The sequence below is a fragment of the Paraplanobispora siamensis genome (assembly GCF_016863175.1).
In the GTDB taxonomy this organism is placed as follows: domain Bacteria; phylum Actinomycetota; class Actinomycetes; order Streptosporangiales; family Streptosporangiaceae; genus Planobispora; species Planobispora siamensis.
The window spans coordinates 163,443-184,827 of sequence record NZ_BOOJ01000012.1; the positions used below are offsets into that span (position 1 = coordinate 163,443).

At 72.8% G+C, this 21,385-nt stretch carries 17 protein-coding genes; 4 read left to right on the plus strand and 13 right to left on the minus strand.

Features of this window, described 5'->3' with window-relative positions:
- Positions 1-36: 36 nt before the first annotated feature.
- Positions 37-1,344: an endo-1,4-beta-xylanase gene (locus Psi01_RS06365; protein ID WP_204062994.1), complete on the minus strand. Its 1,308-nt coding sequence runs from the start codon at positions 1,342-1,344 to the stop codon at positions 37-39.
- A gap of 185 nt (positions 1,345-1,529) precedes the next feature.
- On the minus strand, positions 1,530-2,180 hold the full coding sequence (locus Psi01_RS06370; protein WP_204062995.1) for a ThuA domain-containing protein: 651 nt from the start codon (positions 2,178-2,180) through the stop codon (positions 1,530-1,532).
- Positions 2,181-2,254: 74 nt separating this feature from the next.
- Here Psi01_RS06370 and Psi01_RS06375 point away from each other — a divergent pair, with 74 nt between their 5' ends.
- Complete coding sequence (locus Psi01_RS06375; protein ID WP_204062996.1) at positions 2,255-2,872, plus strand: hypothetical protein; 618 nt, start codon at positions 2,255-2,257, stop codon at positions 2,870-2,872.
- Positions 2,873-2,908: 36 nt separating this feature from the next.
- Here Psi01_RS06375 and Psi01_RS06380 read toward each other — a convergent pair whose 3' ends face one another.
- The gene (locus Psi01_RS06380; RefSeq protein WP_204062997.1) at positions 2,909-3,376 is read right to left on the minus strand and encodes a flavodoxin family protein; all 468 of its coding nucleotides are present in this window, start codon (positions 3,374-3,376) and stop codon (positions 2,909-2,911) included.
- A gap of 65 nt (positions 3,377-3,441) precedes the next feature.
- On the opposite strand from Psi01_RS06380, the gene Psi01_RS06385 reads away from it, so the two are divergent.
- A complete protein-coding gene (locus Psi01_RS06385) occupies positions 3,442-4,314 on the plus strand; it encodes an AraC family transcriptional regulator (protein ID WP_239127176.1) in 873 nt (290 codons plus the stop codon).
- Positions 4,315-4,338: 24 nt separating this feature from the next.
- On the opposite strand, the gene Psi01_RS06390 is transcribed toward Psi01_RS06385, so the two are convergent.
- Positions 4,339-5,238 (minus strand): NAD(P)-dependent oxidoreductase, encoded by a 900-nt coding sequence (locus tag Psi01_RS06390; protein ID WP_204062998.1) that lies wholly within the window; start codon positions 5,236-5,238, stop codon positions 4,339-4,341.
- A 178-nt stretch (positions 5,239-5,416) separates the two neighbouring features.
- On the opposite strand from Psi01_RS06390, the gene Psi01_RS06395 reads away from it, so the two are divergent.
- On the plus strand, positions 5,417-5,632 hold the full coding sequence (locus Psi01_RS06395) for a hypothetical protein (protein WP_204062999.1): 216 nt from the start codon (positions 5,417-5,419) through the stop codon (positions 5,630-5,632).
- On the opposite strand, the gene Psi01_RS06400 is transcribed toward Psi01_RS06395, so the two are convergent.
- From Psi01_RS06400 to Psi01_RS06435, 8 genes are all read right to left on the minus strand, one after another.
- Positions 5,629-6,327, minus strand: a complete 699-nt coding sequence (locus tag Psi01_RS06400; protein WP_204063000.1) for a hypothetical protein — start codon at positions 6,325-6,327, stop codon at positions 5,629-5,631. The genes Psi01_RS06395 and Psi01_RS06400 overlap by 4 nt on opposite strands.
- Positions 6,328-6,357: 30 nt before the next feature.
- Positions 6,358-7,437, minus strand: coding sequence for a winged helix DNA-binding domain-containing protein (locus Psi01_RS06405; protein WP_204063001.1), 1,080 nt, complete (start codon positions 7,435-7,437; stop codon positions 6,358-6,360).
- 228 nt (positions 7,438-7,665) lie between these two features.
- Positions 7,666-10,068, minus strand: coding sequence for a putative bifunctional diguanylate cyclase/phosphodiesterase (locus tag Psi01_RS06410; RefSeq protein ID WP_204063002.1), 2,403 nt, complete (start codon positions 10,066-10,068; stop codon positions 7,666-7,668).
- Between the two features lie 136 nt (positions 10,069-10,204).
- Entirely contained in the window at positions 10,205-11,386 is a 1,182-nt protein-coding gene (gene fxlM / locus Psi01_RS06415; RefSeq protein ID WP_204063003.1) for a methyltransferase, FxLD system, read from the minus strand.
- A 380-nt stretch (positions 11,387-11,766) separates the two neighbouring features.
- Positions 11,767-12,792, minus strand: a complete 1,026-nt coding sequence (locus Psi01_RS06420) for an NAD-dependent epimerase/dehydratase family protein (RefSeq protein WP_204063004.1) — start codon at positions 12,790-12,792, stop codon at positions 11,767-11,769.
- 93 nt (positions 12,793-12,885) lie between these two features.
- Entirely contained in the window at positions 12,886-15,141 is a 2,256-nt protein-coding gene (locus Psi01_RS06425; protein WP_239127178.1) for a SulP family inorganic anion transporter, read from the minus strand.
- Between the two features lie 127 nt (positions 15,142-15,268).
- On the minus strand, positions 15,269-16,840 hold the full coding sequence (locus Psi01_RS06430; RefSeq protein ID WP_204063006.1) for a hypothetical protein: 1,572 nt from the start codon (positions 16,838-16,840) through the stop codon (positions 15,269-15,271).
- A 183-nt stretch (positions 16,841-17,023) separates the two neighbouring features.
- The gene (locus Psi01_RS06435; protein ID WP_204063007.1) at positions 17,024-17,590 is read right to left on the minus strand and encodes a YbhB/YbcL family Raf kinase inhibitor-like protein; all 567 of its coding nucleotides are present in this window, start codon (positions 17,588-17,590) and stop codon (positions 17,024-17,026) included.
- Positions 17,591-17,692: 102 nt separating this feature from the next.
- Here Psi01_RS06435 and Psi01_RS06440 point away from each other — a divergent pair, with 102 nt between their 5' ends.
- The gene (locus Psi01_RS06440) at positions 17,693-21,064 is read left to right on the plus strand and encodes an AfsR/SARP family transcriptional regulator (RefSeq protein ID WP_239127182.1); all 3,372 of its coding nucleotides are present in this window, start codon (positions 17,693-17,695) and stop codon (positions 21,062-21,064) included.
- Between the two features lie 50 nt (positions 21,065-21,114).
- On the opposite strand, the gene Psi01_RS06445 is transcribed toward Psi01_RS06440, so the two are convergent.
- Entirely contained in the window at positions 21,115-21,381 is a 267-nt protein-coding gene (locus Psi01_RS06445; RefSeq protein ID WP_204063009.1) for a hypothetical protein, read from the minus strand.
- Positions 21,382-21,385 lie beyond the last annotated feature (4 nt).

The window sequence follows — 21,385 nt, forward strand, 5'->3', positions numbered from 1 at the left end:
CGAGTGGTGTGGCGGTACGAGTGACCTCGAAGCGGGTCACAGGGCCACGCTGATCTCCGCCTGCCCCGGTTCGTCGAGTCTGAAGGTCGCCGTCCTTCCCCCAGCCGAGACCTCGTACTCACCCAGGAACCCGCTGAACCGGACCACTCCGCTGTCATCGGCCGTCATCGTGGTCGGCTCCAGCCACCACTCGCCCTTGACCAGCGAGTGCAGGGCCTCGTACGAGGGCTTCGGCGTGCCGTCGAGACGGACGAAACCTCCCGGGGCGCCGAGCCAGCCGCCGTCCGAGAAGCCCCAGTACGTCATCCCCTCCACAGCCGGGTGGGACAGCAGGGTCTTGTAGTGGCGGACGATCTCCTCGGCCTGGCGCTCCTCGCCCTCCGGCGTCGTCGGCCACTCCGGGATCCGGTAGTCGTTCAGGTCCTCGATCTCCGGCGGCATGATGTGCCCGGAGACGATGGTGGTCTCGGTGAAGTGGATGGGCAGCCCGTAGCGCGCGAAGCGGTCGATGATGGCGAGGGTCTTCTCCTCGCCCCAGTAGCCCTGGTGCATGTGGCTCTGCAGTCCGAGCGCGTCGATCTTGATGCCCGCTTCGAGCACGCCCTCGATCAGGCACTCGTAGGCGGTGGACATGTCGAAGTCGTTGAGCAGGAGCGTGGCGTTCGGGTTGGCCTCGCGCGCCGCGTCGAAGACCGTCCTGATCATCGGGATGCGGCCCATCTCCCGGCAGATCCGGGTGATGCCGTTGTCGTACTTGTCGAAGACCGGCATGATCACGACTTCGTTGATGACGTCCCACATGTCGATCAGCCCGCCGAAGCCGGTCACCTCCCGGTGGATCCGGCGTACCTGCTCGCGGAGGATCTCCTCGTTCGGCAGGTCCAGCAGCCAGTCGGCGGTGACGGTGTGCCAGGCCAGCGGGTGGCCCTTGACCACGCAGCCCCGGTCGGCGAACCACCGGGCGGTCTTGCGCAGCCGCTCGGTGTCCGGCCGGCCGCGGACGGGCTCGAAACGCCCCCAGTAGAAGGGGAGCGTGACGAAGTTGAACAGCTCCAGCCAGCGCTCCGCCAGGTCCTCGTCGTGCACCGCGGTGGCCTCGTCCGGCAGCTCCGACTCGTCCCCCGGACCGGCGGAGGGCCCCGGCAGGGGTTCGCCGTTGGCCAGGGGGATGAAGTCGAAGCCGATGCAGCCGAAGAGGAACTTGTGGTTCAGCTGCCTGACGACCACGTCCCGATCGGCCGGCGGGGCTCCGTCCACGGTGACGGTGAGGGTGGCGGCCGCGGTGCGGTTCTGCCGGATGAGGGGGTCGGCGTCGAACGCGGAACGGTCAGGGTGGGACGGCATGGGGATGTCCTTTGGCGCTGTTCGGGTCGGTGATGTCCGGAGGAAGGGCATAGGGGGCGCAGAGGGTACGGAGGGCTCTGCCGAGAAGCAGTCTGGAGAGGCTCCCGAAAAGTGTCAATAGATGGCCGAAAGTTTCGGAGAACGCCATGACGGTTTTCTGGAGCCGTTGCGCGAAACCGCCGAGGTCAGCCCGTCAGCCAGGCGACTGACGCGGTCAGTGCGGCGCAGCGCTCCGGGGAGTCGTAGGAGCGCTCGTCGTGCCCGAGCGCGTCGTAGACGACACGGGCGCCGTGGTGCTCGCGAGCCCACAGCAGCGGGTGGTCAAGGCCGTCGTGCCGGTGGTACGCCAGCGGCCGGATCTCGGGGGAGACGCGCAGATAGCTGTAGCGCTCGTCCCATACGGAGAAGTCCTCGATCCCGTCCACGATCGGATGCGCGCCCGTGTTCACCAGGATGCGGGCGTGATCGAGCTCGGGGTGCATGGAGCGTCCCTCGACCCAGCGCCCGCCGAGGATCTCCTCCCACTCGGGGACCGTCGGGAAGGAGGTCGCGGAGACATGCAGGGCCAGAAGCGGCCCGCCGTCCCGCACGTATCCGACGAGACCCGCCCGCGCCGCGGGAAGCTCGGCCGACTCCGAGCCGTGGGGCTGCGGGTTCCCGACGTTGACGACGAGCAGGTCGACTCCGGACAGGTCGGCCAGGCCGCCCTCGACGTCCTCGACCACCTCGACCTTCCGGCCGGTCGCCGCGATGAGCTGTGCGACGCGCGCGGAGGTGGCCGGGAAGCGGTGGTACGGGTCGGCGTACCGGCCGGCGCCGGACAGGATGCGGATCACGGGGTCTCTCCAGGCTTTCGTTCTTCGTTCGGTCGTGAGGGGCTCGCTCCGCCCTGCCGCGAGCTGCTCGGTCGATGCTCTCAGTCAAGAAACGCATCGAAGCCGTTGGATCTGCGGACGGCGACGGACACCGTCGGTCGGTGGCGGAGCCCGTGCTCGGGAGGGGGAGGCCAGGAGAGAGCACGGTCGTGAGCACTATTGTGCCGATCATGAAGATTGCGAGGATCGCGGTGGTCGTGGCTGCCGGTGCCGGCGTCCTGGGGGCGGGCGCCGCCGCGGTCGAGGCTGTGATGCCGGGCTACGGCTGCACCGCCGATGACAACCGGTTCGCCGCGTCCCTGGGTGAGATCGGGATTCTCAAGGCGCGTCCGCACGGCGCGATGCCGTACGAGAGCGAGAGGGCGGATTGCGAGCCCGACGACCGGATCTCCTCCGCCGGTCGGTCCTACCGCTTCCCGGGACCGCGTGCGGACGTGCTGGCCTTCTATCGGGACGCCGCCGTCATGGACGGCTGGGATCCCGGATGGGGGAGCGTGAGTGCCCTGGCGGAGAACGTCTGCGCGTCCAAGCTCATCGGGGATGAGTATGTTCATCTGTCCGTGGCGTTCTCCGACTCCTCCGGCAAGCGCGGCCATGCCGACTACCGGGTGAACGTGAGCGGTGGTTACGGCGGCGGCCGGCCGTGCGGATGAGCGTGACCGCGTCGTCCCCTGTCGAGGCGCCCGGAGTCATTCGGGGCTGATCGTCGCGGCGAGGGTGGCGCCGAGTTCCCAGCAGGCCGCCAGGTCGTCCTTGTCCGGTGCGCCCGTCACCGTCACCGGGTGGTGGGCCCGCTCCCAGCCGAGGCCGGAGGCGATCGACTCCACCGCGCGGACGGCGCCGGTCGTGTCGTTGTTCCCGTGCACGTACAGCGCGTACGGCAGGCGCCGGGTCTCCTCCAGGCAGGGGTAGTAGATCGTGTCGAAGAAGTGCTTGAGCGCTCCGCTCATGTAGCCGATGTTGGCCGGCGTGCCCAGGATTACGCCGTCGGCCTCGAACAGGTCGACGGCGGTGGCGCGCAGCGCGGCTCGGGTGACCACCTCCACGCCCTCGATCTCGTCGGTGGTGGCGCCCCGCCGTACCGTCTCGAAGAGCTCCCGCAGCGTGGGGGAGGCGGTGTGGTGCACGATCAGCAGACGGCGGACATCTCGCGACACGGTGCCGATCCTCTCACGTCCTCTCACGCCGGGGCGTTCCGGAGGCCGGAGGTTAGCCTGGGGGAGTGAGGCAGCGGGATGACGACGGTGACGAGGCCGGCGGTCTCGACGGGTTACGGCGCCACCTGGCCGGAGGGGCGGGTGGGCACCGGCTGCGGTTCGGCTCCGGGGTGGCGGGGATCGAACGCCTCGAGGCGTCGCTGGTCGGTGAGGGGTTCGCGCCGCACCGGCACGACACCTACGCGATCGGGATGACGCTGGCGGGGGTGCAGACGTTCCGCTACCGGGGAGAGCTGCGGCACTGCCTGCCCGGTGACTGGCACGTCCTGCATCCCGACGAGGTGCACGACGGCAAGCCGGGGACGGAGGAGGGCTTCGGCTACCGGATTCTGTACGTCGATCCGTTCCTCGTACAGCGGGCGCTGGGCGGGCGGGCGCTGCCGTTCGTCGCCGATCCGGTCGTACGGCGGCGCGACGCGCGCTCACCGCTGTCGGCGTGCCTGCGGGACATCGACGAGCCGCTCGACGACTTCGGGCGGATCGACATGGCGCTGCTGGTCGCGGACATGCTGGAGCGGCACTCCGCCACCCGCCCGGGGAGGCGGTCCACGCTGGCGCTGGAAGCGTTGTCACGCGTGCGCGAGCTGATCGTGGAGGACCCGGCGACCAGGCACTCCGTCGAGGAGCTCGAGAAGGTCGCGGGACTGGACCGGTGGGCGCTCGCCCGCCAGTTCCGCGCCGCGTTCGGCACCAGCCCGACCCGTTTCCGTACGATGCGGCAGCTCGACCGGGTGCGACGGCTGCTGAGCGGTGGCACGCCGCCGCTGGAGGCCGCGCTGGAGGCGGGCTTCGCCGACCAGAGTCACATGACCAGGATGTTCAAACGGGCGTACGGGCTCACTCCGGCGGCGTGGACGGCGGCGCTCGCCGGGCCGTGACGGTCACCGCCGTACGGCCGGCCGTCAGCCGTCACCGGGCTCCTGCCGTGGCGGCGGGGACGTCCTGGCCTCGATGGCGTGGATGACGGCCGCCATGTCCGACTCGGCGTGTCCCAGCGCCAGCGTCTCGCCGAACAGGGCGAGGCAGACGTCCAGCAGGGGCGAGGCCGTACCCGAGCGGCGGGCGGCCTCCGCGATCAGCCGGTTGTTCTTCAGCACGTCGGCGATCGCCGCCTGGGGGCTGAAGTCGCGTCCTGCCAGCTTGGCGGCCTTCGTGCGGGAGACGGCGCTGGCCATCGGTCCCGAGTCGAGTACGTGCAGGAACACCTCCGGGTCCAGGTCGTGCCGGTTCGCGAAGTGCACGGCCTCGGCCAGACCGCTCACCATCGTGATCAGGAACAGGTTGACCGCGAGCTTCGTCAGCGCCGCCGAGGGGACGGCGCCGCACACGACCGTCTCGTGGCACATCGGGCGGAGCAGCGGCCGGACCTCCTCCACGGCCTGCGGCTCCCCGGCGAGCATCGCCACCAGCTGCCCGGCCTCGGCGGGCCCGCGCGACCCCGAGACCGGGGCCTCGACATAGGCGCCCCCGGCGTCGCGGACGTCGGTCTCCAGCTCCGCCGAGTATCCGGGTGCGGTCGTGCCCATGTGGACGACGACGTGCCCGGCGACCTTCTCGGCGAACCGGGGAGTCCCGCGCTCCAGCACGGCGTCGGTCGCGGCCTCGTCCGCCAGCATCAGCATCACCACGCGGGCCCGCTCGAACACCTCGGCGGGGCTCGCCGCCACCTTCGCGCCGGCCGTACGAAGGGCGTCGCACCGCTCCGGGGAGCGGTTCCAGACGACGAGGGGCGTGCCCGCGCGGACCAGGTTGAGCGCCATGGGCCGGCCCATGAGCCCGAGGCCGAGGAAACCCGCTTCCATCCGTCCACCTCCGCCGCGTCCCCCGGTGGGACGGCGGCACACCAGTTGTAGCGGCGGCCGGCGGCGCAGGTCTTGAACGATTGTGCGGGCGCCCTCGCCGGGCCCGGGCGGGTGTCCACGGTGCCGTACGGCCTGCGACCTGGGACACACGTGGGTCTCCGCCGCCGAGGCCGCCGACATGATCATCAAGCACGAGGATCCCCGGGGATACGAGGTCTTCATCCCCCGTCCGATCGCCGCCCGGGAGATCCACCGCATCCGCGCCGTCAACCAGGTGACCGGCTGGAGATACTGGCCGACCGCCCACGGCACGCCCCCGTGCCCGGTGTGCGTCGACCGAGGGGAGTACGGCGGGGCCAAGATCCGCAGAGCGGCCGGGGTCTCCGGCTCCTAGGATCCGTCACCGCTCCCCGGCGGGCACCACTCACCCGGCCCGAACCCGACCCCGGGCACGGCCGCGGCGTACGCCAGCAGCTGTGGCTCGCGCGCCGCGAGGCGGACGCTCCAGGCGCCCGAAGCGGGCCAGGCGATGGCCAGCAGCCCTTCACCCGCGTACTGCGCGGTGAACAGCTCCGGACCGGGCAGCGGGCGCAGCGGTTCGAGCAGGCGCCCGAGCCGGTCGCGCGGCAGGCCGTCGGCGGCGGCGCCGTACCGCGCTCCCTGAACCGTCTCGTGCAGCAGCACGGCGACCAGGAACTGTGACAGCCGCATGCCCTCCTCGTGCGGCTCCCAGCCGGTGTCGCCGTCGATCAGCTGCCGGTGCACCACCGGGTCCTCGTCGCCGGACGGGACACCGAACTCCTGCCACTCGAAGTCGTCCACGCAGAAGCCGAGCATGCCGTCGTCCTCGTACACGCTGGCGGCCGGATTGATCTTGTGGTTGAACAGGAGGGGCCGGGCGTAACCCGAGGTGACGCCGTACCACGCGCGCAACGGCGGGGGCAGGCGCTCCGCCTCCGGAGGCGGAGCGGCGGGACGGTCGGGCGGGCCGTACCAGGCGGAGAGGAAGCGGGAGATCACCGCGTCGTCGTCGAAGACCTTCTCCACGGAGGGGACCTCGGCCCGAACGGTGCAGGGATCATCCGGCATGGGGCGACGCTACCAAAGCCCCCGGACCCGTTAGGGCAGGGTCGCGTACGCCCGCGCGATCTCCTCGGAGATCCCGCCGGGGAACGCCGAGTCCCCGCCGGTGGACGGGGCGAACGGCGTCGCGGCCACGGTCCGGCGGGCGCCGCGGCCGGTGTGCTTCCAGGTCCCGATGACGCGGCCGTCGCTGACGACCGTCGGCCGGAAGATCCCGCCGCCGGGGAAGACGCGCCGGGTGAACTCGGCGGGCAGTACGGCGCGGCGGTCCAGGTAGCCGAGGATCAGCTCGTCGAAGCCGGGCAGCAGGAACACGCTTCGGGCCCGGCTCCGGCAGGCGGCGAGCAGGTCGGGCGCGTGCGGGTCCATGAAGTGCTCGACGCCGTCGAGGTCGAGACGGGACAGCCCGGGAGCGGCGAGCGCGAGCCCGGCGCGGGCCTCGGTGACGCCGAGCTCGGCCCACCTGGCGAAGTCCTGCACGGTGGCGGGGCCGTGGCCGGTGAAGTAGCGTCCGGCCAGCTCGCCGAGGGCCTCCTCGCGTCCGAGGCGCCGCGGCCGCGGAATCCACTCGTCGATCAGCACGATCAGCTGCTCGCCGTCGCGCACCGGCCCGAAGCACAGCGTCCCGGTCCGCGCGAGATGGCCCAGCATGTGATAGCCGCGCTGGCCCGCCGTGGCCAGCCCGCCCTCCCGCCACACGGACAGCAGATCCTCGCGGCCCAGCCGCCGCCCGCCCGCCAGCGCGTCCACGGCCAGCTCGCGGGCCCGTTCGAGTTCCGGCGTGTCGAGTCCGAGGCCGGTACGGCGGGCGGCGGAGCCCGACATGGCCCGCTCGGCCGACAGCTCCAGCATCCAGGGCAGGTCCTCGGCCGCGACGAAATGCAGGGTGCCGCGCATGGGCCATGACCTGACGATCTCACCGGCGTCGAGCGCGACCTCGACGGCCTGACGGGTGCGCGCCCGGGTGCGCAGCGCGACCGAGGTGAGCGCCCCGCCGTAGTCCTGCGCCTGTACGGCGGCCAGCCTCCGGATGGCCTCGGCCGGGGTGGCGGCTCCCGGATCGGCGAGCCGCTGCGCCGCGATCCTGAGCAGGGCGATCTCGTGCTGGGTCGTCATGAACCCGCCCGTGAGGTGACCCGTGCGGTCTCCGGGGCCATGGATCCTCCTCGGCTCGTGCTGGGCTCCGTGCAGTTCACGCTGGGCTCCGTGCAGTTCACGCCGACGCCGTACGGCTCACACCGGCGACGTCGCACGGCTGCGCCGGGCGTCCGTACAGCGTAGACGAGCGGCTCCCGGTGCGAGCCGGTGTCCGCCGCCGGCCCGGAGGGCGGGAGACCCCCGCTCTCAGGCGGCGTCCTGCCAGGGAGTCAGGTGCAGCAGGTCGTCGATCCGATGGGCGGGCACCGGCGGCGAGAACAGGTATCCCTGCGCGAGCGGGCATCCCATCCGCTGGAGGATGCCGGCCTGCTCGCCGGACTCCACGCCCTCGACGACGGTGCGCAGGTTGAGGCTGCCGGCCAGTTCCACGATCGCCTTGGTGAAGGCGTGGGTCTGGTGGTGGTCGGCCTCGGTGAGCGCGGTGGTGAACGAGCGGTCGATCTTGAGGACGTCGACCGGGAGCGTGCGCAGGTAGGCCAGCGACGAGTACCCGGTGCCGAAGTCGTCCAGGGCGATGCGCACGCCGTGCTCGCGCAGCAGGGCCAGGACGGAGATGATGCGCTGGGTCTCGGCGGGAGTGGTGGCCAGCAGCATGCTCTCGGTGATCTCCAGCACCAGCGCCTGCTCGGGGAGCCGGTGGCGCTCCAGGACGCCCAGGACGGCGTCGCTGAAGCTCTCGTCGCGCAGCTGGCGGCCGGAGACGTTCACGGTCACCGAGATGCCGTACTCCTCGTGCCAGCGGCGCGCGTCGGCGCAGGCCTGCTCCAGCACCCACAGGCCGATCGGGACGATCAACCCGGTCTCCTCGGCGATGGGGATGAACACGTCCGGCCGGACGGGCTTGCCCCCCTCGGGAGTCCAGCGCAGCAGGGCCTCCACCGCCGTGATCTCGCCGTTGCCGAGGGACACGACGGGCTGGTAGTTGAGGGTGAGCTCGTTCTGGGCGATGGCCTGGCGCAGGCCGGTGGTCAGGCGCGCGTGCTCCATGCGGGCCTCGCGCAGGGCCGGGTCGAAGGTGGCGATCTGGTTCTTGCCGGCGCTCTTGGCCGCGTACAGCGCCATGTCGACGTCGCGCAGCGCCTCGGAGGAGCTGGCGATGGGGATGCCGGCCAGGACGCCGATGCTGGTGGTGAGGTGCAGCTCGCGCCCGGCACAGCGGTAGGGCGCCTGCAGGGCGTGCAGGATCTGCTGGGCGACGGCGGTCGCGGTGGCGAGGTCGGCGCCGGGGAGCACCATGGCGAACTCGTCGCCGCCGAGCCGGGCGAGGGTGTGGCCGGGGGAGGCGATGCCGCGCAGGCGCCGGCCGACCTGGGACAGCAGCTCGTCGCCGACCGGGTGCCCGAAGGTGTCGTTGACGTCCTTGAATCCGTCGAGGTCGAGCAGGAGCAGGGCGAGCGGAGTCTCGGCGTCGGCCAGGGACTCCTGGAGGGCCTCGTTGAGCACTGTGCGGTTGGCCAGCCCGGTCAGCGGGTCGCGCGAGGCGCGGTGCGAGAGCCTGCGCTGGAGCGACTCCTGCTTGTGCAGGGCGACGGTCAGCTTGGCGGTCTGGGCGATGAGCTGCTCGGCCTGCTCGTCCAGGGCGACGGCGCGGCTCTCGGCCACGCCGGCGATGATGTTGAGCCGCACCACGAACAGGACGGCCATCTCCACGGTCAGCAGGATGAGCGCCACGTCGTCGTAGGGGTTGACGAACTCGTCGGTCTTGAAGATCAGCGGGATCAGGGTGCAGGCCAGCGGGCTGAGCAGGGCCATGGCGAAGAAAACGGTGACCCGCGCCCGGCCGGAGAAGGCGGAGGACGTCAGCCGCTGCCGCGCACCCGCCAGGCTGGGGTGCAACGCGGCGGTCCCGATCAGGAGCGCCCAGCCCAGCCAGGCGGTGATGGCCAGCGGGCTGTTCGGCTGCCCGCCGGCCAGGTCGAGGATGTGAGCGGTGTCGCCCACCAGCAGGAGGGCGAAGGAGGCCGCAAGGAAGATCAGCCAGGGCAGCCGGCCGCCGTCGAAGAGCATCCGCGCGACCATGCCGAACACGATGAGGTCGACGGCGAGGATGGTCATCGCCATGACGATGTCGACGTTGAGGGTCGCGCCGCGGTCGATCAGGGGGTCGACCAGGAAGGTCCAGAACGGCATCGAGACGCCGACGCTGAAGATGGCGCCGTCGATCAGCGAGATCCAGCGCGAGCCGCCGCTCCCCAGTCCGAGCAGCGCGAGCCCGGCGAGCGCCAGGCCGTAGGAGACCAGGGTGCCGAGGTGGGACAGCAGGTTGAAGGCGGGGGTCTGCAGCCAGTACCAGCCGATCCCCTGGAACAGGGTGCCCTCCACGAAGGAGACCGCGGCGGCCGCGGTGATCAGCCGCCAGGACCACTGGTCGGCCAGCCCGTTGCGGCGCACGCCGATGACGACGGCCGCCACCGAGGCCGCCTGCAGCAGTCCCAGGGCCATCAGGCCCGGACCGGGCAGGACCGCGGTGAGCAGCGGGGCGACGACGGTGAGCACACCGCCGATGAGGAGGTACGCCAGCCAGCCGCGCGACTTGTCCGCGAAGGAAGATCCTGTGGCCCGAACCGCTCCAGGAAACGTCTGACTCATCTGCTCTTTCTCATCCGCCATCTGCTGAAAACCGGATATCTCAGCTACATAGCATCGGTTCCGGGCAGTGCGCGCACGGTGCCGGATGGTTGCCGGAAGGTTTCAGTCGGCGGCTTCCAGGTCCAGCTCCGGATCTTTACATCCAGCTCAGGACGAGGTGGGTGTGGCGTTTCCCGATGATCTGAGCGCCCGCGGGGACGACGGGCCGCCCGTACGCGGGCAGGGGGCCGCGGCGGGCGTCGATGCGCAGGCCGTCCGACCCGGGACGTCCCGCCGCGTCCCACTCCCGCAGGTGGGCGAGGAGGTCGGCGGCGAGCCGGCTGCCGCCGGGGCCGTAGGCGTGGAGGGTCAGCCTGCCGTCCGTCCCGGACGTCCCGAGCACGCACAGGCCGTCCCGCTCGACGATTCCGAAGGTGATCGCGAAGCCCGGGATCTCCGAGAGGCACGGCAGCCGTCCCGAACGGGCCTCCGCCAGCGAGCAGCAGCGCGGTTCGCGCACCGCCAGCCACAGGATGAGCCCGTCGAGGAGCTGCGCCTCCTCGGCGCCCGCCCCGGTGGGGATCTCCATTGAGGGCCCGTCGAGGATCGCGAGGACGTCGCCGACGTCCCGGGCCTCCGGGAGGAAGATCATCAGCTCGGATTCGCGGTCGAGGATCCGTACCAGCTCTGGCCCGGCGGAGGGGCCGCGCATACGCATGAACCCGCACGCCACCACCGAGCGGCTGGCCCAGCGGTCCCCCTCGCGCTCCATCGCCACCGAGCGCTGCACCCCGCGCAGGTCGAGCGGCACGACCAGGCGCCCGCCGGGAGCCAGCTGGTCCAGCCAGGCCGGGGCGAGGTCCCACACTCCGACGGTGGCGATCACGCGGTCGTACGGCGCGCGCTCGGCGAAGCCCTCGAACCCGTCGGCGCAGGCCACGGTGACCTCGGGGAACCCGGCCGCCTTCAGATGGTCACCGGCCTGCCGGGCCACCTCGGGGTCGATGTCGACGCTGACGACCTCGCCCCGCGGCCCCACCAGATGGGCCAGCAGCGCCGCGTTGTAGCCGGTCCCGGCCCCGACCTCCAGCACCCGCTGCCCGGGACGGACGTCGAGCTGGTCGAGCATCATCGCCATGATCGTCGGTTGCGACGAGGAACTGGTGGGCAGGCCGGCGGCGTCGCGCCTGGTCACGATGGCCTCGTTGCGGTAGGCGGCCTCGGGCGGGATCTCCGGCAGGAACAGGTGCCGGGGCACCGCCAGCAGCGCGTGCGCCGTGGCGTCGCTGATCCGGCGTTCGCGCACCTGCGCGACCATGCTCTGGCGCAACGCGCTCAAATCGGCCATCGTCAGTCCCTCGTCCGGTACGGCGGCACCTCCAGTGTCCTCCGCGGGAGCCGGAGGTCTCCAGTGCAGTTCCGGTTGCGAAATCCCGGTTGCGAAGTCCCGGTTGCGAAGTCCCGGCGGTGGAGTCCCGTCAGGGAAGCCCGGCTGCGAAGTCCCGGCGAGCGCGCTCCGGACGGCGGGCACGCGAGTGGTGGAGGGTGATCCACACCACCCTCCACCCGCGACCCTGGGAGCATGGACCGCTGTCCGGCGTTCGGGGGACGAGGCCGGACACCGATCAAACTAGGCGAGCGGCGCCGGGGCGTCTGTGGAGAAATACGCTCACCGAGGGGGCGGAGCTCGTCGCCCTCCGGAGCCGCCGGCGCCGAAGCTCAGCCGGACGCCCCGCCCTGCGCCCACTCGGCCAGGATCCCGGCCTCCTTGTCCGGGTCGATGCCGTGCCGCATCCGCTCGTTGCCGGAGGGCCGCCGCTCCACCGGGATCTCGCGGAGCCAGGCCCACGTGTCGCGGACGGTCTCCGCCACCGGTCGGCAGGTCAGCCCGGCCGCGCGGGCCTTGGCGGAGGAGGGCAGCCAGACCCCGGCGAACTCCGGGTCGCGGGGAGCCCAGATCGGCAGCTCCGTCCACGGCTGGACCTTGCGGTCGAGCAGGAACCGATCGTCCACCCAGACGAACTCGGCGTCCGAGCCCGTCACGGTCCGGCACGCCTCCAGGAAACCGGCGTAGGTGGCGTTCCCCTCCACCCCGCTGACGAAGAACCGGTCGGCGGTGCCGGCCTCGGCCTGGGTGAGCGTGAAGGCCGCGATGTCACGGGCGTCGATGAGCTGCATCGCCATCTCCGGGTCGCCCGGCGCGAGGACCTTCCCGCCCCGGTCGATCCGGGTCAGCCACCAGGGCAGCCGGCCGACGTTCTCGTGGGGGCCGAGGATGAGCCCCGGCTCGATGATCAGGGCGTTGCCGTCGAAGCCCTGCTCCACCGCGCGCTCGCAGCCCGCCTTGAGCACGCCGTAGTCGCCGTCCTCGGGACCGGCGTCGGGCGCGCATTCGAAACGGGGGGAGCTCTCGTCGGTCGGGCCCGTCCGGGGCCAGTCGGAGCAGGCGGAGATGCTGGAGATGAACGCGTAGGTGGCGGCCCTGCCGTTGAGCGCGCGCACCGATTCGCCGACCACCCGGGGGACGAACCCGCAGACGTCGATCACGGCGTCCCACTCGCGGCCGTCGGCCAGCCGCGCCAGGTCGTCGGAGGAGTGGCGGTCGCCCCTGACCGCCTCGACGCCGGGCAGGTCCTGCCCGCTCTTCCCGCGGTTGAACGTCGTCACCTCGTGCCCGCGGCGCAGGGCCTCTTCCACGATCGCCCGGCCGAGGAAGACCGAGCCGCCGATAACCAGGGTTCTCATACCGCCTCATTCTTCGCATCCCATGGGAGCCGGGACCATGGATTTCACCTCCGGCGCAAGCCGTACGCCGAGAGCGGATCGGCCGGGGCGGGCTCAGATCGTCGCCGTGGGGGCCGCATCGGGGGCCGCGGTCCGGTCGAGCATGTGGACCCGGGCGGTGCCGATGTCGAAGTAGAGGCCCACCAGTTCCAGCTCCCCGGCCCGCACGAGCCGGTCGACCCGCGGATGGGTCCGCAGGTTGTCGAGCTGCTGGATCACGTTGAGCCGGCAGAGCCGGTCGAGCGGGCCGCCGCCCCCGAGGCCGTCCCCTCCGCCGTCCCCGTGGCCCTCGCCCGTCCCGCCTTCCGCGTGACCGGTCCCGCTCACGCCGTCGGCGACGAACCTGGCCAGGCTGGGACCGCCGTGGCGCAGCCACCGGTCGAGGCCGGGCAGTTCCCCGGTGCCCTTCCCGCCGAGCAGCGCGGCCATGGCGCCGCACCCGGAGTGGCCGCAGACCGTGACGGTCCGCACGCCGAGGACGCCGGTGGCGTACTCGATCGCGGCGGTGACCGAGTCGTCCGCGGGGGTCATGCCGCGGCGTGGGACGAGGTTGCCGATGTTGCGCACGGTGAACAGGTCGCCCGGGCCGCTGGCGGTGATGAGGTTCGGCACGACCCGCGAGTCCGCGCAGGTGATGAACAGGTGCGAGGGCTGCTGGACGCGGGCCATGCCGTGCAGCACGGGGCGGATCAGCGGGGCCGTACGCCGGTGGAACTCCGTGGCCCCGGCCATCAGGTCGTCGGGCGCGGTCTGCGCCGGGTGCCGGACCGGCGCCGGGACGCCCGCCGCCCGTCCCCGGCGCCGCCGGTGGGACCACGGCAGCCACCAGCGGTCCGGGATCCGCGGCGGGGTCTTGGCCGGGAACAGGCGGGCGCCGCTGGCGGCCATGGTGTACCACTCGTCGTGGAGCTCGTCGATGTGCACGGTCCCGCCGCCGCGCTCGTGCTCCTGCCGCCAGGCGTGGACGGCCTCGAAGGCCGCGTTGTCCATGAAGTCGATGTTCAGCTCCAGGTCGACCTCGGTGCCGGCCGGTACGGCGCGCAGCTCCGCGGTGAGCCGCGGCACCCCCAGGAAGGTCAGCGAGCCGTCGATCAGGACGTGCCAGCGACGGCCGCAGGGCTCCGGCCGGGCCCGCACGGTCACCCCGGTGAGGCGGCGCAGCGCGAGCAGCGCGGCGAGGCCGAGACCGAGCAGCACGCCCTCGGCCAGGCCGAGCAGGACCACACCGGCCAGGGTGGCGACGTAGACCGGCACCTCGCGGTGGCCGTGCAGGTTGCGCACGTGCCCGACGTTGACCATCTGGAAGCCGATGAAGACCAGCAGCGCGGCCAGCGCCTCCATGGGCACGAAGGCGACCGTCCAGCCCAGGCCGACGGCGAACAGCAGGATCCACACGCCGTGCAGGACCGTGGACCAGCGGCTGCGCGCCCCCGCCCGGACGTTGGTGGTGCTGCGCACGATCACCCCCGCCACGGGCAGCCCGCCCAGCGCGCCGGTCACGATGTTGGCCGCCCCCTGGGCGGTGAGCTCCCTGTCCAGGTCGGTGCGCTCGCCGTCGTGGAGCTTGTCGGTGGCCACCGAGCACAGCAGGGACTCCACCCCGGCGAGCAGGGCGACGAGCACCACCGCCCCGGCGATCCCGTGCCAGTCGCCCTGCGGCCACACCGGGGCGGACCACTGGCTCAGGCTCGCCGGAAGGTCGATCCGGGTGACCTCCCACCCCAGGAGGGCGGCGGCCGCCGCGGCGGAGAGCAGGGCCGCCAGCGGCGCCGGGACGGAGCGCACCCGCTGCGGCAGCCGGGGCCAGGCGATCAGGACCGCCAGCGTCAGCAGACCGGCCAGGACCGCCTCGCCGTGCTCGCGCGCGACCTGCCCGGGCAGCCCGACGATGTTCTCCAGCGCCGAGGCGTGCGGGCTGCCGCCGAGGACCACGTGCGCCTGCGACAGGGCGATCACCACGCCGACCCCGGCGAGCATGCCGTGCACCACGGCGGGGGAGACGGCCAGGGCCGTACGGGCCACCCGCAAGACGCCCAGCATCATCTGCAGGCCGCCGGCGAGCAGTGTGATCATGCAGGTGGCCGGCCAGCCGTACCGGCTGACGAGGTCGGCGACCACCAGCGCCAGACCCGCCGCCGGGCCGCTGACTTGAACGACCGAGCCTCCCATGGCCCCCGCCACGACGCCGCCCACCACACCGGCGATGAGCCCGGCCATCAGGGGAGCCCCGGAGGCGGCGGCGATGCCCAGCGAGAGCGGTACCGCCACCAGGAAGACCACCAGGGACGCGGGGAGATCATGCCGGAGCACGGCTGTGATGTTACTTAGGGTTAGTGATCCGTCACTTTTCGTGTTGATCGCCATGGGGCAGACAGTACGGCGCCGGCCCTCCGTTGTCCGGGGAGCCGGCGCCGTACTTTACGAAGCGCGGGGGAAATCAGCGGTAATAGTCGGGATAGTCCGGTTCCTGATTCCGGTGGTGGCCGCCCCGCGAGCCCGCACGGCTGCGCGCGTCGGGGGCGGTGACGTCGGACCCCGGGCCGTAGAGGTCGCCGTAGCTCGGCCAGTTGGAGCCGCCGCCGGAGGCGGGGCCGGGAGCGGGCTCCGGCCAGGCCGCCGGGGAGGCCGGGGTGGCGGGGGAGACGTAGGAGCCGGCCTCGTAGCCGTAGCCGCCGGTGGAGCCGGAGGCGGGACGGCCCTCGTTCGGGGAGACGGCCCGGGACGGGTTCGTCGGGGTCGAGACCGCCGGGGACGGGCCGGTGAGCACGTCGTCCTCGATGGTGGCCCAGCCGGAGCTGACCTCGTAGCTGGAGTTGGCCTCGTAGGAGCTGACCGGCGGGGGGTCGTAGACCGGGTTCTGGTAGGAGCTGTAGGACGGCGCGGGGTCGTCCAGGATGTCGGCCGTGTTCGCGGCGGCCGACCAGCCGCCGGAGCCGGGGGTGGTGGCCCGCGCCCACGGGTTGTCCGAGACGGGCTTGGCCGGCTCGGGCGTGGAGCCGTACGGCGCCGTCAGCGGGTCGGGCGCAGGGGACGAGGCGGGGAAGCCGCCGCTGGTCGTGGGCCCCATGGGAGGCATGGAGGATCCGCCGGAGACCGGGCCGCGCGAGGATGCCGGGCCGCTGGGAGGGACCGGGCCGCGCGCGGGGATCGAGCCACCGGAGGGAGCGGAGGCCGCGATCGGGCCGGTGGAGGCGGGGGAAGGCGTGGAGATCGGGCCGGTGGGGGAACCGGTGCCGCGGGAGTAGGGGACGCCCAGGGGGTCGTTGAGCGGGTCGCTCGGCGGGGTGGGACGGCCGGCGCCGCCGGTGCCCGTGCCGCCCGGGGTGCTCGCCGCGGCGCGGCTGCCCCGGCGGGTGGGCCGCGACGGGCGGTCGCCGTAGGCGCCGGGGGTGGGCGCGGCGAAGGTGACGGTCTTCTGCTCGGCCAGCGCCGCGGAGCTGGGGGCGGGCGCCGGCTGGACCGGGCCGACGAGGTCGGCCAGGCCCGAGGGCATGGAGGCCACGGCGGGGGAGGGGTCGGGCGAGGGGGTGGGAGCCGGGACGGGGCGGGACGGCTGCGGCCTGTGCGGCAGGGGAGCCTGCACGGTCACCGCGTCGGGGTCGACCTGGGGCCGCTCGTCGACGGGACGGCTGGCGCCCATCTTGGCCCCGAGGGAACCGCCGAAGCCGCCCTCGTCGGCCTGGAGCCGGGTCCAGTAGTCGTCGTCGTAGTCGTCCGGCTCGCCGAACTCGTTGACGCCGCGCTTGCCGCGGGCGCCCGAGGGCCGCGGCGCACGCGGCTTGGGTTCGTCGAACGGCGAGAGGTCGGGGGTGAAATGGTCCATCTTGGGTTCCCTGGCGGCGAACTCGTCGGTGGACCGGGTAGGCGTCGACGCCTCCTTCTCGGCCATCTCTCGCAGCCGCTCGGCGGGGAGCGCGCTCTCCCTGCGGTTCATCGACCGCATCCCCAGTGCCACGACGACGAGCACGAGGAGCACGACGGCGACCAGGCTTACTACGACCGCGGTCATTGCACCACCTTCAAGGCCATGGCCTCCCAGCGGCGCCGGTGAGGTCGCGCGGCCATCGACGCGACCTGCCCCCTGTGATCACCTGCGCTCGGACATTGGATCTGATTGTGTCGGACCACTATGAGCGTTGTCACACCCTAAGTGAAGAATCGGTAACCATTACTACCTCCGGTGTTTACCTTGTCACTCGATGTGTGTCGCGGTGAGCCGTCCCCAGGCGATCGTCTTGTCCGCGATGCTCTTGAGAGTCTCGGAGAGGGGGGCACCCTTGCCGAGGTCAACCTTCTCCTTGAGCGCGTAGACAGTGAAACGATAGTTCTCCTGGGCGCGGCACGGAGGCGTATAGCCCACTTTGCCGTTCGTCGTGCTGCCCTCCACGGCTCCCACGGGAACCGTGCCCTCGGCCAGCTCGTTCGTGCGATGGTCGATGTCGAACACCACCCAGTGGACTTCGGCACCGGTACGGGAGTTGTTGTTGTCGGCCACGATGGCGACGGACCGTGCGGCATCCGGCACCCGTGACCAGCGCAGCGGCGGGTTTCCGGCCGACCCCTTGCAGGAGTAGTCGGAGGGCAGGGCGCCGCCGTCGCGCAACGCGGGGCTCGTGACGCTGAGCGGCTCCAGCTGGAGACGCTCGGCCGAGGCCGCGTTGCCCACCATCCCGCACCCTGAGGAGAGCACGAAGAGCGCCGCGGCCGCCACCGCTGCGGCGGTGCGTCGCGGGCGACTGGACGTGTTCGAGTGCCCCATGCCCGATGATGCTACGCGGAACTGGAAGGTGCGCCGACCCGATCTCCAGGTTCCATGGCCCGACAATAGCCATCAACCAGACAGAATCGAGGAATGGGCGGGGTGAGCTTGGACACGGAGACGAGTTTCACCGTCCTCGGCCCTCTGGAGATCCACCGCGGTGGCGAGAAGGTGGAGATGGCCGGTCAGCGGCTGCGCGCGCTGCTGGCCCTCCTGCTCCTGGAGGCGGGCAGGCCCGTACCGGTCGACCGGCTGGTGGCGGGGGTGTGGGGGGGCAGCCCGCCGGCCGCGGCGGGCAACGCCCTGCAGGCCCTGGTGTCCCGGCTCCGCGCGTCCCTGGGCGACCTGCGCGGCCTGGTCGAGGCCGTCCCCGCCGGTTACCGGCTGGCCGTCGCCCCCGACCGGGTGGACGCCCACCGCTTCGCCCGGCTGGCGGCCGAGGGCCGGGACGCGCTCGCCGCGGGCTCCGCGGCCGAGGCGGCCGCCGTCCTGCGGTCCGCGCTCGACCTCTGGCGCGGCCCCGCCCTGGCCGGTCTGACCGCGGCCGGGGACGTCGCCGCCGCGGTCACCCGGCTGGAGACCCTCCGCCTGGACGCCCTGGAGGACCGGATCGAGGCCGACCTGCTGCTCGGCCGCGCCGCCGGTGCGGCCGCCGAACTGCCCGCCCTGGTCGCGGCCCACCCGCTGCGGGAACGGCTGCGCGGCCAGCTCATGCGCGCGCTGTACGGCTCGGGCCGCCGGGTCGAGGCGCTGGCCGCCTTCGAGGAGGCCCGCGCCGTCTTCGCCGAGGAGCTGGGGGCGGACCCCTCGCCCGCGCTGGCCGGGCTCCACCTGTCCATGCTGCGCCACGAGTGGTCCGAGGGCCGCGCCGCGCCGGAGGGCCGTACCCGGTCCGGGACGCCCGGCGGGTCTTCCGGTGGATTCTCCGGCGGGTCTTCCGGCGGGTTCTCCGCAAGGACCGGCTCCTCCGGAAGTGGCGGGTCCTCCGGGAGCGACGGGCCTTCCGGCGGGACCGGGACGCCCGGGGAGCGCGACCGGCCCGCGCGGCCCGGCAACCTGCGGGCGAGGCTGACCAGCTTCGTGGGCCGGGAGCGGGACGTGGCCCGGCTGGCGGACCTGCTGGAAGGGCACCGGCTGGTCACGCTGACCGGACCCGGCGGCGCGGGCAAGACCCGGCTGGCGGTCGAGTCCGCGGACGCGGTCGCCGGGCGGATGCCCGACGGGGTGTGGATGGTCGAGCTCGCCCCGGTGGCCGAGCCGTCCGAGGTGCCGCAGGCGGTGTTCTCGGCGCTGGAGCTGCGTGACGGCTCCCCGGTCCCCCCGCCCGGCGCCCTCCCCAGGCAGGACGCCCGCGACCTGGCCTCCCGTCTGGTCGCGGCCCTGAAGGGGAAGCGCCTGCTGATCGTCATGGACAACTGCGAACACCTGGTCGAAGCGGTGGCCGCGCTCGCCGACCGGCTGCTGGCGGGCTGCCCCGGGGTACGCGTCCTGGCCACGAGCCGCGAACCCCTGGCGATCACGGGAGAGCTGACCTGGCCGGTGCCGCCGCTGGAGCTGCCTCCCGCCGGCCGGGAACCGGACGGGGCCTTGGACTATCCCGCTGTCCGCCTGTTCGCCGAGCGCGCCGCGGCCGTCCGCCCCGGCTACCTGCCCGGCGCGGAGATCGGCGCGGTGGTGCGGATCTGCCGCGAGCTCGACGGGATGCCGCTGGCCATCGAGCTGGCCGCCGCCCGGCTCCGGTCGCTGTCGGCCGGCCAGATCGCCGACCGCCTCGACGACCGGTTCCGGCTGCTGACCGGCGGCAGCCGTACGGCGCTGCCCCGCCACCAGACGCTCCGCGCGGTGGTGGAGTGGAGCTGGGACCTGCTGGACGGGCAGGAGCGCGCGCTGGCGAGGCGCCTGTCCGTCTTCACCGGCGGCGTCACCCTGGAGGCGGCCGAGCGGGTCTGCTCCGGGACGGACCTGGAGCGGGCCGACGTGTTCGACGTCCTGGCCCGGCTGGTGGACAAGTCCCTGCTGGCGGTCGTCGACCACGACACCGCCGCGCGCTACCGGATGCTGGAGACCATCCGCGCCTACGCCGCCGAACGGCTGGCCGAGTCGGGCGAGCGGGACCGGGTACGGCTGGCGCACGCGGAGTTCTTCACCGGACTGGCCGAGACCGCCGACCCCGGGCTCCGCGACCACCGGCAGCCGGTGCGCATCGCCGAGATGTCCCGCGAGCACGACAACATCTCGGCGGCGCTGCGCTGGACCACCGAGGCCGGGCGGCTGGACCTGGCGCTGCGGCTGGTCGGCGCCCTGGGCTGGTACTGGTGGATACGCGGTCACCGCGTCGAGGGCGCCCAGCGCGCCCGCGAGGTCCTCGACCTGGTGGACGGGGCGGCCCCCGCCGAACCGCTGGCCCTGGCCAGGGCGGCCTACGGCACCAACGCGATGGGCGCCGGGATCGAGCTGGACAGGGCGCTGAGCGAACTGACCGAGGCGACCCGGCTGGCGCGCGAGGAGCTCACGCCTCCCTGGCATCCCATGGTCGTGATAACGGGCCCGGTCGTCGCGGTCTTCCAGGGGCTTCCCCGCGGCGACAGCCGCTACCTGGATGACGTGTTCTCCCACCCCGATCCATGGGTGGTTGCCCTGGGACACCTGTTCCACGGGTACGAGCACCTCACCGCGGGCCGGATCGACGTCTCCGAGAAGGAGTTCACGACCTGCCTGGCCGGGTTCCGGGCCATCGGGGAGCGCTGGGGCCTGGGCAACGCGCTGGCCGCCCTGTCGGAGGTGGACTTCGTGCGCGGTGAGCCGGAAAGGGGAGTGGAGAAGGTCCGCGAGGCCATCGCCGTCCTGGAGGAGACGGGCTCGGCCGAGGAGGTCGCCTACATGCGCGGCAGGCTCGCCGTCGGGCTCAACCTGCTGGGAGAACGGGTGACCGCCGGCCGGCTGCTGGAGGAATCCCTGCGGGAAGCCCTCAGGGGCGGGGACCGCGTGGCCGCGGTGACCCTCCTGCTCGCGAGGGGGGATTTCGCCCGCGAGAGCGGGAGCTTCGTCGAGGCCAAGAGCCACTACGCCCGCGCCCTGCAGGTGGTGGAGGAGGAGGTCAGCATGCCGGTCCAGGTCAGAGCGCTGGCGGACGCATCACTGGGCCTGCTGGCCGAGCAGGAGGGCGACCTCGCCCGGGCCCGGCGGCTCCTGGACGCCGCGCTGGAGGAGGCCCTGACCTCGTCGGACTCCTGGGTGCTCGGCATGGTGCTGATCGGCTTCGCGGGCCTGGCGCTCTCCGAGGCCGACCCCGCCAGGGCGGCGGTCCTGCTCGGCGGGGCCGCGGCGATCCGCGGCATCGAGTCGGTGATCGACTTCGACCACGTCCGGATCACCGAACGCGCGAGGGCCGCCCTGGGAGAGCAGGACTTCCGGCGCTCCTACGAGCACGGCCGCACCCTCCCGCGCGAGGAGATCGTTTCCCTGACCGGCTGACCGGCTGACCGGCTGACCGGCTGACCGCAGGGCCGGCGCGCCGGTCGGGGTCAGCCTCCGGACAGTTCCCGGTAGGGCCTTCTCAGCAGGTCGACCAGGGGGATGTGCCGCACTTTGACCTGGGGCGGCTCCAGCGCGCGCAGCAGCAGGTCGGCGGGGGCCCCGGCGCCGCCCGCGCGGGGGCGCAGGCCGTTCAGCGAGACGGCGGGGGAGTAGAAGTCGCCCAGCCGCTCCTCGAACGGCCGGTCCCGCGCCCCGGTCTCCGTGTTCTCCGCGTTCTCCACGTTCTCCACGTTCGGATTCTCCTCGTACGTCACCGGC